Consider the following 12,751-nt stretch of genomic DNA (forward strand, 5'->3'; position numbering starts at 1 on the left):
GAGAACACTGCCATGCTCATGCGTTCGCGTCCCTTCTGGCTCGTGCTGGCGAGCCTGCTCTCCACCCCGCTGGCGGCTGCCCAGCGCGTCGACCTGGACTACCACGTGCGTTTCCTGCCGGACAGCGGCCAGGCGGAGGTCCGCCTGACCCTTGCCCGCGGCCAGGCGGTGCGCTATTTCGACTTCAGCCTCGGCGCCGATGGCGGCTACAGCGACTTCCAGGCCGATGGCGAGTGGAGCCAGGACAATCCGCAGCGTGGCGTCTGGCGTCCGCCGGCGGGCAAGGCCACGCTGAGCTACCGGGTGCGGATCGACCAGCAGCGCGACAATGGCCGCTTCGATGCGCGGATGACCGCCGACTGGGCCTTGCTGCGCGGCGACAACCTGGTGCCGGCGGCACGGGTCGACATCGCCCCGGACGTCGAGTTGGTCAGTCGCCTGCAGTTCGAGCTGCCGCCGGGCTGGAAGGGGGTGGAAACCGGCTGGCCGCGGATCGGCAAGGCGCGTTTTCGCATCGACAACCCGGCGCGGCGCTTCGACCGTCCGACCGGCTGGATTCTCGCCGGCCAGCTCGGCGTGCGCCGCGCCACGCTCGGCAAGACCGAGGTGGCGGTCGCCGCGCCGGTGGGCGAGGGGCTGCGGCGCATGGACATCCTGACCCTGCTGACCTTCGTCTGGCCCCATGTCCAAGCGGTGTTCCCGCGCGAGCCGGGCAAGCTGCTGATCGTCGGTGCCGGCGATCCGATGTGGCGCGGCGGCCTGTCGGGGCCCAACTCGCTGTACATGCACGCCGACCGGCCGCTGGTCAGCGAGAACGGCACCAGTTCGCTGATCCACGAGCTGGTCCATGTGTTCAGCCGCATCGGCGATACCGAGCGCAGCGACTGGATCACCGAGGGCATCGCCGAGTACTACGCCATCGAACTGATGAGTCGCGCCGGCGGCCTCAGCGAGGACCGCTACGCGAAGATCCGCACGCAGCTGGAGCGCTGGAGCCGCAAGGTCACCTCGCTGCGCGGCGAGCGCGCCAGCGGCGCGGTGACCGCGCGGGCGGTGCTGTTGCTGCAGGCGCTGGATGCGGAAATCCGCACCGCCAGCCGCGGCGAGCGCTCGCTGGACGACGTCACCCGCGGCCTGATGCGTCTGGAGAAGGCCAGTACCCGCGACTTCGTGCAGATCGCCGAAAACGTGCTGGGTCGACCGTCGAAAGTGCTGGATACCCGCCTGCTGCGCTGAGTGCGACCTGGACACGACAAGGGCGCCGCGCAGGCGCCCTTGTCGTGTCTGGCCGGGCGGTGTTTCCGGCCTTCGTGCGCCTGGCGGGCGCTCAGCGCCGGCCCAGCACCTTGAGCAGGAATGCGTACTCCAGCGCGGCGTCCCTGAGCGCCTGGTAGCGGCCGCTCATGCCGCCGTGGCCGGCGGCGAATTCGGTCTTGAGCAGCAGCGGGTTGGCGTCGGTCTTGCACTCGCGCAGCCGCGCCACCCACTTGGCCGCCTCCCAGTACTGCACCCGGCTGTCGTGGTAGCCGGCCACGGCGAGGATCGCCGGGTAGGCCTGGGCCCTGACGTTCTCGTAGGGCGCATAGGCGCGGATGCGCGCGTAGACCTCCGGCTCGCTCGGGTCGCCCCATTCGTCGTACTCGGTCACCGTCAGCGGCAGCTCCGGGTTCTGCATGGTGTTGAGCACATCGACGAAGGGCACCTCGGCGATCGCCGCGGCGAACAGCTCGGGGCGCTGGTTGAGCACCGCGCCGATCAACAGGCCGCCGGCGCTGCCGCCGCTGATCGCCAGTTGCGTCGTGGTGGTGTAGCCGCCCTCGATCAGCGCCTCGGCGCAGGCGATGAAGTCGTCGAAGCTGTTCTGCTTGTGCGCGAGCTTGCCGGCGCGGTACCAGGCCTCGCCCAGCTCGCCGCCGCCGCGCACGTGGGCGATGGCGAACAGGAAGCCGCGCTCCAGCAGGCTCAGGCGGGCATGGGAGAACCAGGGGTCGAGGCTCTCGCCATAGGCGCCGTAGCCGTACAGATAGAGCGGTGCGGGCAGCGCGGCGTCGAGCACCTCGCGGCGGCCGACCAGGCTGATCGGTACCCGGGTGCCGTCGGCCGCCGTTGCCCAGAGGCGCCGGCTCTCGTAGGCGTCGGCGTCGAAGAAGCCTTCCACCGCCGTTTGCTTGAGCACTGTCTGCGTGCCGCTGGCCAGCTCCAGCTGGCGGATCTGCGCCGGACGGTTGAGCGCCTCGTAGCGCAGGCGGATCACCGGGCTGTCGAACTCCAGGTCGTCGTAGACGTGCAGGCTGTAGGCGGCGTCCGGCAGCTGCACCCGGTAGGGCGCGCCGCCCTGGGGCAGGACCTCGATCACCGGCAGGCCGTTGTCGCGCAGGCCGAGGGTGATGGCGCCGGCGTTCAGGCTGACTTCCTCGAGCATCAGCGTATCGCGATGGGCGACCAGCTCCTGCCAGTGCGCGCGGGTCGGTGCGCTTTCCGTGGCGCTGTAGAGCGCGAAGTTGATTCCCGCCTGGTTGCTGCGGATCAGCCAGCGCCATTGGCCGTCGAGCTGGCCGTGGTCGGGGTAGTACTCGTGGCCTTCCTCGCGCGGGGCCAGGCACTGGAAGGCGCCGTCCGGGTGCTCGGCGTCCAGCACCCAGGCCTCGGAGGTGGTCTTGCTGGCCAGCAGCAGGATCAGCTGGCGCTCGGAGCTGGCGCGGTGACAGCCGAGGAAGAAGCGCCCGTCCTGTTCTTCGAACACCAGTTCGGCGCCGTCCTCGCCGAGGCTGTGGCGGTACAGGCGGTGCGGGCGGTGGGTGTCGTCCAGCGCGGCGAAGAACAGCGTGCGGCTGTCGTTGGCCCAGGTCAGGCTGCCGTCGCAGTCCTCGAAGGGCAGGGCGGTCACCTCGCCTGTAGCCAGCTCCTTGACGAATAGCTGGTAGATCTCGTCGCCCTGGGTGTCCAGGCTGTAGGCCAGACGCCGGTGGTCGGGGCTGATGCTGAAGGCGCCGATGGACAGGTAGCCATCGGCGGCGAGGGCGTTGGGGTCGAGCAGCAGTTCCTCGTGCGCCGCGTCGACGCTCAGCGAGCCGTCGGTCGGGCGCGGGTGGCGGTAATGGCGCGGATACTCCTCGCCGGCCGTGGTGCGCTGGTAGTACAGCCAGGGGCCCCAGGGGCTCGGCAGCGACAGGTCGGTTTCGCGGATGCGCGCGCGGATCTCCTCGAACAGCTGTTCGCGCAGCGCGGCAGTGTCGGCCAGTTGTTCCTCCAGCCAGGCGTTCTCGGCCTGCAGATGGGCGAGTACCTCGGCAGCGTCGCGCTGCTCCAGCCAGGCGTAGGGATCGGCGCCGTCCTGGCGGCGGGCGCGGGGCGGGGTATCGGGCATGGGGCTCTCCGGCCGCGTCTGGCGCGCGGCTGCTGGGAAAAGTCGCTATGATAAGCGGCCCATTCCGCCCGCGACCATGCGCCGATGACCGAACAAGACTATCTCCTCGCCTGGACCCTGTACGCCCTGGCCGCGCTGGGTTGCCTGCTGGTGGGGTTCCGCATCACTGCCTGGATGTGGCGTGCCCTGCGCGAGCCGCTGCGGGTGCTGATGGCCGTGCTGCTGTGTACGCCGACGCTGGTCGACCCGGCGCGCGAACTGCAGGCACCGGCCATCGCCATCGCCGCCTTGGACCTGCTGTTCAAGACCGGCAGCAACCTGTGGCTGGCGGTGACCGACCTGGCGGCCTTCGCGCTGATCGGTTTTTCCCTGTACCTGCTGTTCGTCGCCATCCGCTGGCCGCTGGAGCGGCGCCGGGCGGAAGCGGCCGCGGCCCGAGCCGAGGCCGAAGCGCAGCCGGCGCGCGAGCCGAGTTTGCGCGAGCTGCTCGATGACCGCCGCGGCGAGCCGCGCCTATGAAACCTGCCGGGAGCGCCGTGGATGTGTGAGTTGCTGGGCATGAGTGCCAACGTGCCGACCGATATCGTGTTCAGCTTCACCGGGCTGATGCAGCGCGGCGGGCGTACCGGCCCGCATCGCGACGGCTGGGGCATCGGCTTCTACGAGGGGCGCGGCCTGCGCCTGTTCCAGGACCCGCAGGCGAGCAGCGAGTCGGAGGTGGCGCGGCTGGTGCAGCGCTATCCGATCAAGAGCGAGGTGGTGATCGGGCATATCCGCCAGGCCAACGTCGGCAAGGTCTGCCTGGCCAACACTCATCCCTTCGTGCGCGAGCTGTGGGGGCGCAACTGGTGCTTCGCCCATAACGGCCAGTTGGCCGGGTTCGCGCCCGTGCCGGATTTCTATCGGCCGGTGGGCGATACCGACAGCGAGGCGGCGTTCTGCGATCTGCTCAACCGCGTGCGCCGCGCCTTTCCCGAACCGGTGGAGGTGGAGCAGCTGCTGCCGGTCCTGGTCGAGGCCTGTGCCGGCTATCGGCGCCTCGGCGTGTTCAACGCGCTGCTCAGCGATGGCGACTGGCTGTTCAGCTTCTGTTCGACCAAGCTGGCGCACATCACCCGCCGCGCGCCCTTCGGGCCGGCGCAGCTCAAGGATGCCGACATGGCGGTGGACTTCCAGGCGGAAACCACTCCCGACGATGTGGTGACGGTGATCGCGACCGATCCCCTGACCGCCAACGAGGACTGGCAGCTCTACCGCCCAGGTCAGTGGCTGCTGTGGCGGCGCGGCGAGCAGGTGGCCGCTGGCGCGCTGGCGGACTGACTAGCGCGGCGGCTGGTTCGGAGAGGCCCGACATGAAACGCGGGCAAGAAAAAACCCGGCTGATAAGCCGGGTTTTTTCGGACATCCAGATCAGCGATTAGCCGATGATCTGGATGTTGGAAGCCTGCTTGCCCTTCGGACCGGTGGTCACTTCGAAGGACACTTTCTGGTTTTCGGCCAGGGTCTTGAAGCCCTGAGCGCGAATTTCGGAGAAGTGGGCGAACAGATCGTCACCACCGTCGTCCGGCTTGATGAAACCGAAACCCTTGGTGTCGTTGAACCACTTAACTGTGCCAGTTGCCATTTCGTGTAATTCCTAGGTATTGATGTGTAGCAGGGCCGGAGCCCATGGGTGTGGAATCAAGAAGTCGAGAATGACGAACTGACGTACTGATTCAGTGCGTTTACAGCTGACGTATTCTGCCTTGACCAACGTCTTCACTTTGCCCGTTCCGGCCCGGCATGGCAAACGATTTTTTGCCCGGTCGGCAAAAATGCCTGGTGGCCTGTCGGGGTGCCGTTTATCCCGTCGGGCGCCGGCTCCATGGCCTTGCGCGGTACCGGCTCTGCCTGCCGGGCGCCCGGCAGGCAGAGTGCGCGCGCCGCTTACTGCTGCAGTTCCTGCTCGCCGAACAGGCCGTCGAACAGCATGGAGGACAGGTAGCGCTCGCCGGAGTCGGGGAGGATCACCACGATGGTCTTGCCCTGCATGTCCGGCTCGTTGGCGAGGCGCACCGCGGCGGCCATGGCCGCACCGCAGGAGATGCCGCAGAGGATGCCTTCCTCGCGCATCAGGCGCAGGGCCATCGCCTTGGCCTCGTCGTCGCCGACCTGTTCGACGCGGTCGACCACCGACAGATCGAGGTTCTTCGGCACGAAACCGGCGCCGATGCCCTGGATCTTGTGGGGCGCGGGCTTGACCTCGCTGCCGGCCAGGGTCTGGCTGATCACCGGCGAGCCGGCCGGCTCCACCGCCACCGAGAGGATCGGCTTGCCGCAGACGTTCTTGATATAGCGCGACACCCCGGTGATGGTGCCGCCGGTGCCGACCCCGGCGACCAGCACGTCGATGGCGCCGTCGGTGTCGTTCCAGATTTCCGGGCCGGTGGTCTGCTCGTGGATCGCCGGGTTGGCCGGGTTCTCGAACTGCTGCAGCAGCAGGTACTGGCCGGGGTGTGCGGCGGCCAGTTCGGCAGCCTTGTCGATGGCGCCCTTCATGCCCTTGGCCGGCTCGGTCAGCACCAGTTCGGCGCCGAGCGCCTTGAGCACCTTGCGCCGCTCCAGGCTCATCGAGGCCGGCATGGTCAGCACCAGCTTGTAGCCCTTGGCGGCGGCGACGAAGGCCAGGCCGATGCCGGTGTTGCCCGAGGTCGGCTCGACGATGGTCATGCCCGGCTTGAGCCGGCCGCTCTGCTCGGCGTCCCAGATCATGCTGGCGCCGATCCGGCACTTGACCGAGTAGGCCGGGTTGCGACCCTCGTTCTTGGCCAGGATGGTCACGCCGGTGGGGCCGAGGCGGTTGATGCGGATCAGCGGCGTGTTGCCGATGGCTTGGGCGTTGTCTGCGTAGATGCGGCTCATCTCGGGCCTTCTCCTGCGGTGGAAAACGAAAGCGCATCAGCCTATGCGCTCGGCGCGGGAGCGTCCAGCGCGCCGCGGTGTCCGGACGGGGCGCCGGCGTTCCCGGCGGCAAGCCCGCGCGTTATAGTCGGGCATCGCCGCCCACGGGCCGGCCACGCATCGCACGAGGAAGATTCCCGATGAAATTCGAAGGCACCGCCGCCTACGTCGCCACCGACGACCTCAAGCTCGCGGTCAACGCCGCCATTGCCCTGCAGCGTCCGCTGCTGGTCAAGGGCGAGCCGGGCACCGGCAAGACCCTGCTCGCCGAGCAACTGGCCGAGGCGCTGGGCACCCGGCTGATCACCTGGCACATCAAGTCGACCACCAAGGCCCATCAGGGCCTTTACGAGTACGATGCGGTGAGTCGCCTGCGCGACTCGCAGCTGGGCGTCGACAAGGTCCACGACGTGCGCAACTACATCAAGAAGGGCAAGCTGTGGGAGGCCTTCGAGGCCGACCAGCGCGTGGTGCTGTTGATCGACGAGATCGACAAGGCCGACATCGAGTTCCCCAACGACCTGCTGCAGGAACTCGACCGCATGGAGTTCTTCGTCTACGAGACCGGCGAGACGGTCAAGGCGGCGCAGCGGCCGATCATCGTCATCACCTCCAACAACGAGAAGGAGCTGCCGGACGCCTTCCTGCGCCGCTGCTTCTTCCACTACATCGCCTTCCCCGACCGCGACACCCTGCAACGGATCGTCGACGTGCATTTCCCTAGCATCCGCCAGGAGCTGGTGCAGGAGGCGCTGGAAATTTTCTTCGACATCCGCAAGGTGCCGGGGCTGAAGAAGAAGCCGTCCACCTCCGAGCTGGTCGACTGGCTCAAGCTGCTGATGGCCGACCAGATCGGCGAGGCCGTGCTGCGCGAGCGCGATCCGACCAAGGCGATCCCGCCGCTGGCCGGTGCGCTGGTGAAGAACGAGCAGGATGTGATGCTGCTCGAACGCCTGGCGTTCATGAGCCGGCGCGCCGGGCGCTAGGGTGGAGAGTCCGCAACGCGGTCTTCCACCGGTGGGCAACGCTGCGCGGCAGCCCACCCTGCGGTCTTCCCCGAGGTCATAGAGATGCTGCTCAACCTGTTCAACGAATTGCGCGCGGCAAAGGTGCCGGTGTCGCTGCGCGAGCTGCTCGACTTGCTCGAAGCGCTCGAGCGCCAGGTGGTGTTCGCCGACCTGGATGCTTTCTACTTCCTGGCGCGCACCGTGCTGGTGAAGGACGAGCGGCATTTCGACAAGTTCGACCGTGCCTTCGCCGCCTACTTCCAGGGCCTCGACAACCTGGACGCGGCGCTGCAGGCGTTGATCCCCGAGGACTGGCTGCGCAAGGAGTTCGAGCGCTTCCTCAGTGAGGAGGACAAGGCGCAGCTGAAGAGCCTGGGCGGCCTCGATGCGCTGATCGAGGCGTTCAAGCAGCGCCTGGCCGAGCAGAAGGAGCGTCACGCCGGCGGCAACAAGTGGATCGGCACCGGCGGCAGCAGTCCGTTCGGTTCCGGCGGCTACCATCCCGAGGGCATCCGCGTCGGCGACGCCGGCCAGCGCCAGGGGCGGGCGGCCAAGGTCTGGGAGCAGCGTCAGTACCGCAACCTCGACGACCAGGCCGAACTCGGCTCGCGCAACCTGCAGTTGGCCCTGCGCCGCCTGCGCCGCTTCGCCCGCGAGGGGGCTGCCGAGGAGTTCGACCTCGACGGCACCATCGAGCACACCGCGCGCGATGCCGGTCTGCTCAACATCCGCATGCGTCCGGAGCGGCGCAACGCGGTCAAGCTCCTGCTGCTGCTCGACATCGGCGGTTCGATGGACGCCCACGTCAAGGTCTGCGAGGAGCTGTTCGCCGCCTGCCGCAGCGAGTTCAAGCATCTGGAGTATTTCTACTTCCACAACTTCGTCTATGAGGCGGTGTGGAAGGACAACCGGCGTCGCCACAGCGAGCGCCTCGCCACCTTCGACCTGCTGCACAAGTACGGTCCGGACTACAAGGTGGTGTTCGTCGGCGATGCTTCCATGGGCCCCTACGAGATCACCCATGCCGGCGGCAGCGTCGAGCACTGGAACGAGGAGCCCGGTTTCGTCTGGATGCAGCGCTTCATGGAAACCTACAGGAAGCTCATCTGGATCAACCCGTACCCGCAGGAGGCGTGGAAATACAGCACCTCGACCTCGATGGTGCGCGAGCTGGTGCAGGAGCGCATGTACCCGCTGACCCCGGCGGGCCTCGAGGAAGGCATGCGCTTTCTCGCCGCCAACTGACCTTCAATCAACCCCGGGCCGAATGCCCGGATCGGGCGCCCGGCAGAGCCTGCCGCGCGCCCTTGCCTTTCTGGGAGTCGAGCATGTCGGTCACGCGACAGGGAATGGACGGGTTCGCCGTGCAACTGATGGTTGTGCTGTGCAGCCTGTGGGGATTGCAGCAGGTGGCGATCAAGCTGGCGGCGCCGGACATGGCGCCGCTGCTGCAGGTGGGGCTGCGTTCGGTGCTGGCGGCCCTGCTGGTGGCGCTGTTCATGCTGTGGCGGCGCCAGCCCTGGCAGCCGGGCGACGGCACCTTGCGGGCCGGCGCGCTAGTCGGACTGCTGTTCGCCCTGGAGTTCCTGTTCATCGCCGAGGCGCTGGTGCGCACCAGCGCGGCGCACATGGTGGTGCTGCTCTACACCGCACCGATCTTCGCCGCGCTCGGCCTGCACCTGTGGCTGCCGGGCGAGCGGCTGCGGCGCCTGCAATGGCTGGGCATCCTGATCGCGTTTGCCGGCATCCTGCTGGCCTTCGGCGGTGGCGCGCTGGGCCAGCGGATTTCCGCGCAGGTGTTGCTCGGAGACTTCTTCGCCCTGCTGGCCGGACTGTTCTGGGGGGCGACCACCGTGGCGGTGCGTTGCACCCGGCTGGCCGAGGCCGTGCCGGCCAAGACCCTGCTCTACCAACTGCTCGGCGCCGCCTGTCTGGTGCTGCCGGCCTGGCTGGGCGGACAGGTCGCGACGGCGCACCTGACGCCGGTGGTCTGGGGCAGCCTGTTGTTCCAGGGGGTGATCGTCTCCTTCGTCAGCTACCTGACCTGGTTCTGGCTGTTGCGCCGCTACCTGGCGTCGCGACTGGGCGTGTTCTCCTTCATGACGCCGCTGTTCGGCGTGCTGTTCGGCGTCTGGCTGCTGGATGAGCGCGTCGACCTGTTCTTCGTCGCCGGCGGTGCGCTGGTGCTGCTGGGGATCAGCCTGGTCAGCGCCGAGGCCTGGTGGCGCCGCCTGCTGGGGCGCTAGGTGAGACAGACGTGGATGCTCGGGGCCGGGCGCGGCGTACAATGGGCGGCGAGGCGCCGGCAGAGAGCCGCTGGCCTCGCCCATTTCCCCATGCAGAACGGAAGGTGCATATGTCCGGTATCGGAGCGATAACCCCGCAGGTGATGCCTGCCCAGAATGCGCTCAGCGCCGCTGTGGCCAGTGCCGAGGGCGGCGATGTCCAGGCGCAGAGTGGCGGCGTGACCTCGACGATCACCGTCGACCTGCATGCGGCGCTGTCCGGCAGCGGCAAGTCGGCCGGTGCCGGCGGCATGGTCGGCGGCGCCAGTGCCAGCAGCAACAGCGAGGAGTCCGACACCGTCAAGCAGCTCAAGGAACTGATCGCCCAGTTGCAGAAGCAACTGCAGGAGTTGCAGAAACGTCTGCAGGACGTGCAGGCGCGGGCCGGGAACGACGAGAGCGCCAGCGCCGAGGCGTCCGCGCTGCAGGCGCAGGTCGCCAGCGTGTCCGGCGCGCTGCTGGAGGCCACCGCGCAACTGGCCGAGGCACTGCAGGACTCGGGGGCGGGCAGCAGCGGTGCGCTGATCGATACCACCGCCTGAGTCCCGCCGCAGCCCGAGGCGCGCAGCAACGACAACGCCCCGGACCTCGCGGTCCGGGGCGTTGTCGTTACGGCCGGCCGGGTACTCAGGCGGCCTGGCTTTCGCTCTGGCGCAGGGCGCGGTTCAGTGCGCTGAACAGGGCGCGGAAGCTGGCGGTGGTCAGGTTGGCGTCGATGCCGACGCCGTGCAGCGGACGGCCGCCGTCGACGCGCAGCTCGATGTAGGCGGCGGCCTTGGCGTTGCTGCCAGCGCCGATGGCGTGCTCGCTGTAGTCCATCACCTCGATGCCCACCGGCAGGGCGGCGACCAGGGCTTCCAGCGGACCGTTGCCGGTGCCTTTCATGACCTGGGTGCGGCCGTCGTGCTCGACCTCCACCTCGACGCGGGTGATGCCGTCCTCTTCCTGCAGGCGATGGCCCTTGAGGCTGTAGGTCGCCGCGCCGTCGAGGTATTCGGCGACCAGCAGCTCGTGGATCTGCCGCGCGCTCATCTCCAGGCCGTGGCGGTCGGTCTCGCGCTGCACCACCTGACTGAACTCGATCTGCATGCGCCGCGGCAGGCTGATGCCGTACTCCTGCTCCAGCAGGAAGGTGATGCCGCCTTTGCCGGACTGGCTGTTGACGCGGATCACCGCCTCGTAGCTGCGGCCGATGTCGGCCGGATCGATCGGCAGGTAGGGCACTTCCCAGATGCCTTCCGGGTCCTGCTGGGCGAAGCCCTTGCGGATCGCGTCCTGGTGCGAGCCGGAGAAGGCGGTGTGCACCAGATCGCCGACGTAGGGGTGACGCGGGTGCACCGGCAGCTGGTTGCACTCCTCGACCACCTTGCGCACGCCGTCGATGTCGGAGAAGTCCAGCTCGGGGTCGACGCCCTGGGTGTACATGTTCAGCGCCACGGTGACCAGGTCGACGTTGCCGGTGCGCTCGCCGTTGCCGAACAGGCAGCCTTCCACGCGGTCGGCGCCGGCCAGCAGGCCCAGTTCGGTGGCAGCCACGCCGGTGCCGCGGTCGTTGTGGGTGTGCAGGCTGACGATCACGCTGTCGCGGCGGTCGATGTGGCGGCAGAACCACTCGATCTGGTCGGCGTAGACGTTCGGGGTGGCCGCCTCGACGGTCGCCGGCAGGTTGAGGATCAACTTCTGCGCGGGAGTCGGCTGGAACACCTCGATCACCGCGTTGCACACCTCGACGGCGAACTCCGGTTCGGTGGAGCTGAAGATTTCCGGCGAGTACTCGAAGCCCCACTGGGTGTCCGGGTTCTGCTCGGCCAGGCGCTTGATGATCTGCCCGGCGTTGACGGCGATCTGGATCACCCCGGCCTTGTCTTGGTTGAAGACGATGCGGCGGAAGCTCGGCGCGGTGGCGTTGTAGTAGTGGACGATGGCCTTCTTCGCGCCCTTGAGCGACTCGAAGGTGCGGGTGATCAGGTCCTCGCGGGCCTGGGTCAGCACCTGGATGGTGGTGTCGTCGGGGATGTGGCCGCCTTCGATCAGCTCGCGGACGAAGTCGAAGTCGGTCTGCGAGGCCGACGGGAAGCCCACCTCGATTTCCTTGACGCCCACCGCCACCAGCGCCTGGAACATGCGCAGCTTCTTCTCCGCGTCCATCGGCTCGATCAGCGACTGGTTGCCGTCGCGCAGGTCCGAACTCAGCCAGATCGGCGCCTGGGTGATGGTCTTCGACGGCCAGGTGCGGTCGGGGATGTCGATCTGCGGGAACGGGCGGTACTTGGTCGACGGATTCTTCAGCATGGGCATGGCGGATTTCCTGGAAACGGGGCCGCGGGGCGGCGGGCAATACGGAGTCGGGGCGGGCGAAGCGCGGTTCAGCTACGCAGTCGGGGGCTGACCAGGCGCAGGCTGAGGTATTGCCGCCGCAGGATGAGGGTGTGGGATGCGTTCATGGCGCCTACCCTAGCGGCTGCTGCGTGCCGATGGCAAGCATTGGTGAAAAATTGGAATTTATCTCTGCCTTGTGTTCTTGATTGGTTTTTTATTGCGCTAAAAAACCGTTTGCTACGCAGGCATTGCTTGGGGTTGCTGGCCCTGCGGATGCCCCTTTGCACCTCTTCGCAGCGGCGCTGCAGGGCTCTGCGGCGCCGTGTCGCACTAGGTCGACGCGCCGCCCCTGTGCGATCATCGCCGCCGTTTCGCGCGGCCCGCGGCCACGCAACCTCGTACAGGGAGAGGACATCGGGTGATTCGGCAACGGCGCATGCGTCTGGCAGCCTGGCTTGGCTTGTTCGCCATGCTGATGGCGTTCGCCGGTCCGCTGTACTCGCAGTTGCGCGCCCTCGATACGCTGGCGCTGAGCCAGCTCATCGACCTCGACGCCCTGCACTGCGGCGAAGGGCAGGGGCTGCCCGACGACGGCCCGCCGGCCTGGGTCCAGCACCTCGACCAGTGCGGTTACTGCAGCCTGCTGGCCGGCAGCCCGCCGTTGCCGGCGACCTTGCAGCTGGCCCTGCCGCCGCCCTCCAGCCTTGTCCATCAGTACCTGCCGCCGGCCCAGAACCTGCCGCAGGCGCCGCCGGCCAGTCGTCCGCCGCGCGGTCCGCCCTCCTTCCACGCCTGATTCATCGCTTGCATCCCGTCCGTCCGGGCGCGCCGTT

At 68.1% G+C, this 12,751-nt stretch carries 12 protein-coding genes; 8 read left to right on the forward strand and 4 right to left on the reverse strand.

Annotation, left to right across the window (positions count from 1 at the left end; genetic code table 11):
* Positions 1 to 18: 18 nt before the first annotated feature.
* Positions 19 to 1,236 (forward strand): M61 metallopeptidase family protein, encoded by a 1,218-nt coding sequence (locus BLU22_RS11010; RefSeq protein ID WP_090216397.1) that lies wholly within the window; start codon positions 19 to 21, stop codon positions 1,234 to 1,236.
* 91 nt (positions 1,237 to 1,327) lie between these two features.
* Here BLU22_RS11010 and BLU22_RS11015 read toward each other — a convergent pair whose 3' ends face one another.
* Entirely contained in the window at positions 1,328 to 3,367 is a 2,040-nt protein-coding gene (locus tag BLU22_RS11015; protein WP_090214390.1) for a S9 family peptidase, read from the reverse strand.
* Between the two features lie 84 nt (positions 3,368 to 3,451).
* Between BLU22_RS11015 and BLU22_RS11020 the strand changes: the two genes are divergently transcribed.
* Both BLU22_RS11020 and BLU22_RS11025 read left to right on the forward strand, forming a co-directional pair.
* Complete coding sequence (locus BLU22_RS11020; RefSeq protein ID WP_090214392.1) at positions 3,452 to 3,886, forward strand: MFS transporter; 435 nt, start codon at positions 3,452 to 3,454, stop codon at positions 3,884 to 3,886.
* 21 nt (positions 3,887 to 3,907) lie between these two features.
* Positions 3,908 to 4,687, forward strand: a complete 780-nt coding sequence (locus BLU22_RS11025) for a class II glutamine amidotransferase (protein ID WP_090214393.1) — start codon at positions 3,908 to 3,910, stop codon at positions 4,685 to 4,687.
* Positions 4,688 to 4,784: 97 nt separating this feature from the next.
* Here BLU22_RS11025 and BLU22_RS11030 read toward each other — a convergent pair whose 3' ends face one another.
* Both BLU22_RS11030 and cysK read right to left on the reverse strand, forming a co-directional pair.
* A complete protein-coding gene (locus BLU22_RS11030) occupies positions 4,785 to 4,991 on the reverse strand; it encodes a cold-shock protein (protein WP_090214396.1) in 207 nt (68 codons plus the stop codon).
* Between the two features lie 302 nt (positions 4,992 to 5,293).
* Positions 5,294 to 6,268 carry a cysteine synthase A gene (cysK, locus tag BLU22_RS11035; RefSeq protein ID WP_090214397.1) on the reverse strand — a complete coding sequence of 325 codons (975 nt, stop codon included), beginning with the start codon at positions 6,266 to 6,268 and terminating at the stop codon, positions 5,294 to 5,296.
* A gap of 179 nt (positions 6,269 to 6,447) precedes the next feature.
* Between cysK and BLU22_RS11040 the strand changes: the two genes are divergently transcribed.
* The 4 genes from BLU22_RS11040 (at position 6,448) to BLU22_RS11055 (ending at position 10,141) form a co-directional block, all read left to right on the forward strand.
* Positions 6,448 to 7,293 (forward strand): AAA family ATPase, encoded by an 846-nt coding sequence (locus tag BLU22_RS11040; RefSeq protein ID WP_090214399.1) that lies wholly within the window; start codon positions 6,448 to 6,450, stop codon positions 7,291 to 7,293.
* Positions 7,294 to 7,377: 84 nt separating this feature from the next.
* Positions 7,378 to 8,559, forward strand: a complete 1,182-nt coding sequence (locus BLU22_RS11045) for a vWA domain-containing protein (RefSeq protein ID WP_090214401.1) — start codon at positions 7,378 to 7,380, stop codon at positions 8,557 to 8,559.
* Between the two features lie 83 nt (positions 8,560 to 8,642).
* Positions 8,643 to 9,560 carry a DMT family transporter gene (locus BLU22_RS11050; RefSeq protein WP_090214402.1) on the forward strand — a complete coding sequence of 306 codons (918 nt, stop codon included), beginning with the start codon at positions 8,643 to 8,645 and terminating at the stop codon, positions 9,558 to 9,560.
* A gap of 110 nt (positions 9,561 to 9,670) precedes the next feature.
* Positions 9,671 to 10,141, forward strand: a complete 471-nt coding sequence (locus BLU22_RS11055; protein WP_090214404.1) for a hypothetical protein — start codon at positions 9,671 to 9,673, stop codon at positions 10,139 to 10,141.
* Positions 10,142 to 10,226: 85 nt separating this feature from the next.
* Here BLU22_RS11055 and leuA read toward each other — a convergent pair whose 3' ends face one another.
* Positions 10,227 to 11,897 carry a 2-isopropylmalate synthase gene (leuA, locus tag BLU22_RS11060; RefSeq protein ID WP_090214406.1) on the reverse strand — a complete coding sequence of 557 codons (1,671 nt, stop codon included), beginning with the start codon at positions 11,895 to 11,897 and terminating at the stop codon, positions 10,227 to 10,229.
* 457 nt (positions 11,898 to 12,354) lie between these two features.
* Here leuA and BLU22_RS11065 point away from each other — a divergent pair, with 457 nt between their 5' ends.
* Positions 12,355 to 12,714: a DUF2946 domain-containing protein gene (locus tag BLU22_RS11065; RefSeq protein WP_090214408.1), complete on the forward strand. Its 360-nt coding sequence runs from the start codon at positions 12,355 to 12,357 to the stop codon at positions 12,712 to 12,714.
* The last annotated feature ends 37 nt before the right edge of the window (positions 12,715 to 12,751 follow it).

The organism is Pseudomonas guangdongensis, from assembly GCF_900105885.1.
GTDB lineage: Bacteria > Pseudomonadota > Gammaproteobacteria > Pseudomonadales > Pseudomonadaceae > Geopseudomonas > Geopseudomonas guangdongensis.

What these genes read in the sequence shown, in the direction of transcription:
- BLU22_RS11010 (WP_090216397.1), top strand. Translation starts at nt 19, where the DNA reads ATGCGTTCGCGTCCCTTCTGGCTCGTGCTGGCGAGCCTGCTCTCCACC.
- BLU22_RS11020 (WP_090214392.1), top strand. Translation starts at nt 3,452, where the DNA reads ATGACCGAACAAGACTATCTCCTCGCCTGGACCCTGTACGCCCTGGCC.
- BLU22_RS11050 (WP_090214402.1), top strand. Translation starts at nt 8,643, where the DNA reads ATGTCGGTCACGCGACAGGGAATGGACGGGTTCGCCGTGCAACTGATG.
- leuA (WP_090214406.1), bottom strand. Translation starts at nt 11,897, where the DNA reads ATGCCCATGCTGAAGAATCCGTCGACCAAGTACCGCCCGTTCCCGCAG.
- cysK (WP_090214397.1), bottom strand. Translation starts at nt 6,268, where the DNA reads ATGAGCCGCATCTACGCAGACAACGCCCAAGCCATCGGCAACACGCCG.
- BLU22_RS11025 (WP_090214393.1), top strand. Translation starts at nt 3,908, where the DNA reads ATGTGTGAGTTGCTGGGCATGAGTGCCAACGTGCCGACCGATATCGTG.
- BLU22_RS11065 (WP_090214408.1), top strand. Translation starts at nt 12,355, where the DNA reads ATGCGTCTGGCAGCCTGGCTTGGCTTGTTCGCCATGCTGATGGCGTTC.
- BLU22_RS11015 (WP_090214390.1), bottom strand. Translation starts at nt 3,367, where the DNA reads ATGCCCGATACCCCGCCCCGCGCCCGCCGCCAGGACGGCGCCGATCCC.
- BLU22_RS11045 (WP_090214401.1), top strand. Translation starts at nt 7,378, where the DNA reads ATGCTGCTCAACCTGTTCAACGAATTGCGCGCGGCAAAGGTGCCGGTG.
- BLU22_RS11055 (WP_090214404.1), top strand. Translation starts at nt 9,671, where the DNA reads ATGTCCGGTATCGGAGCGATAACCCCGCAGGTGATGCCTGCCCAGAAT.
- BLU22_RS11030 (WP_090214396.1), bottom strand. Translation starts at nt 4,991, where the DNA reads ATGGCAACTGGCACAGTTAAGTGGTTCAACGACACCAAGGGTTTCGGT.
- BLU22_RS11040 (WP_090214399.1), top strand. Translation starts at nt 6,448, where the DNA reads ATGAAATTCGAAGGCACCGCCGCCTACGTCGCCACCGACGACCTCAAG.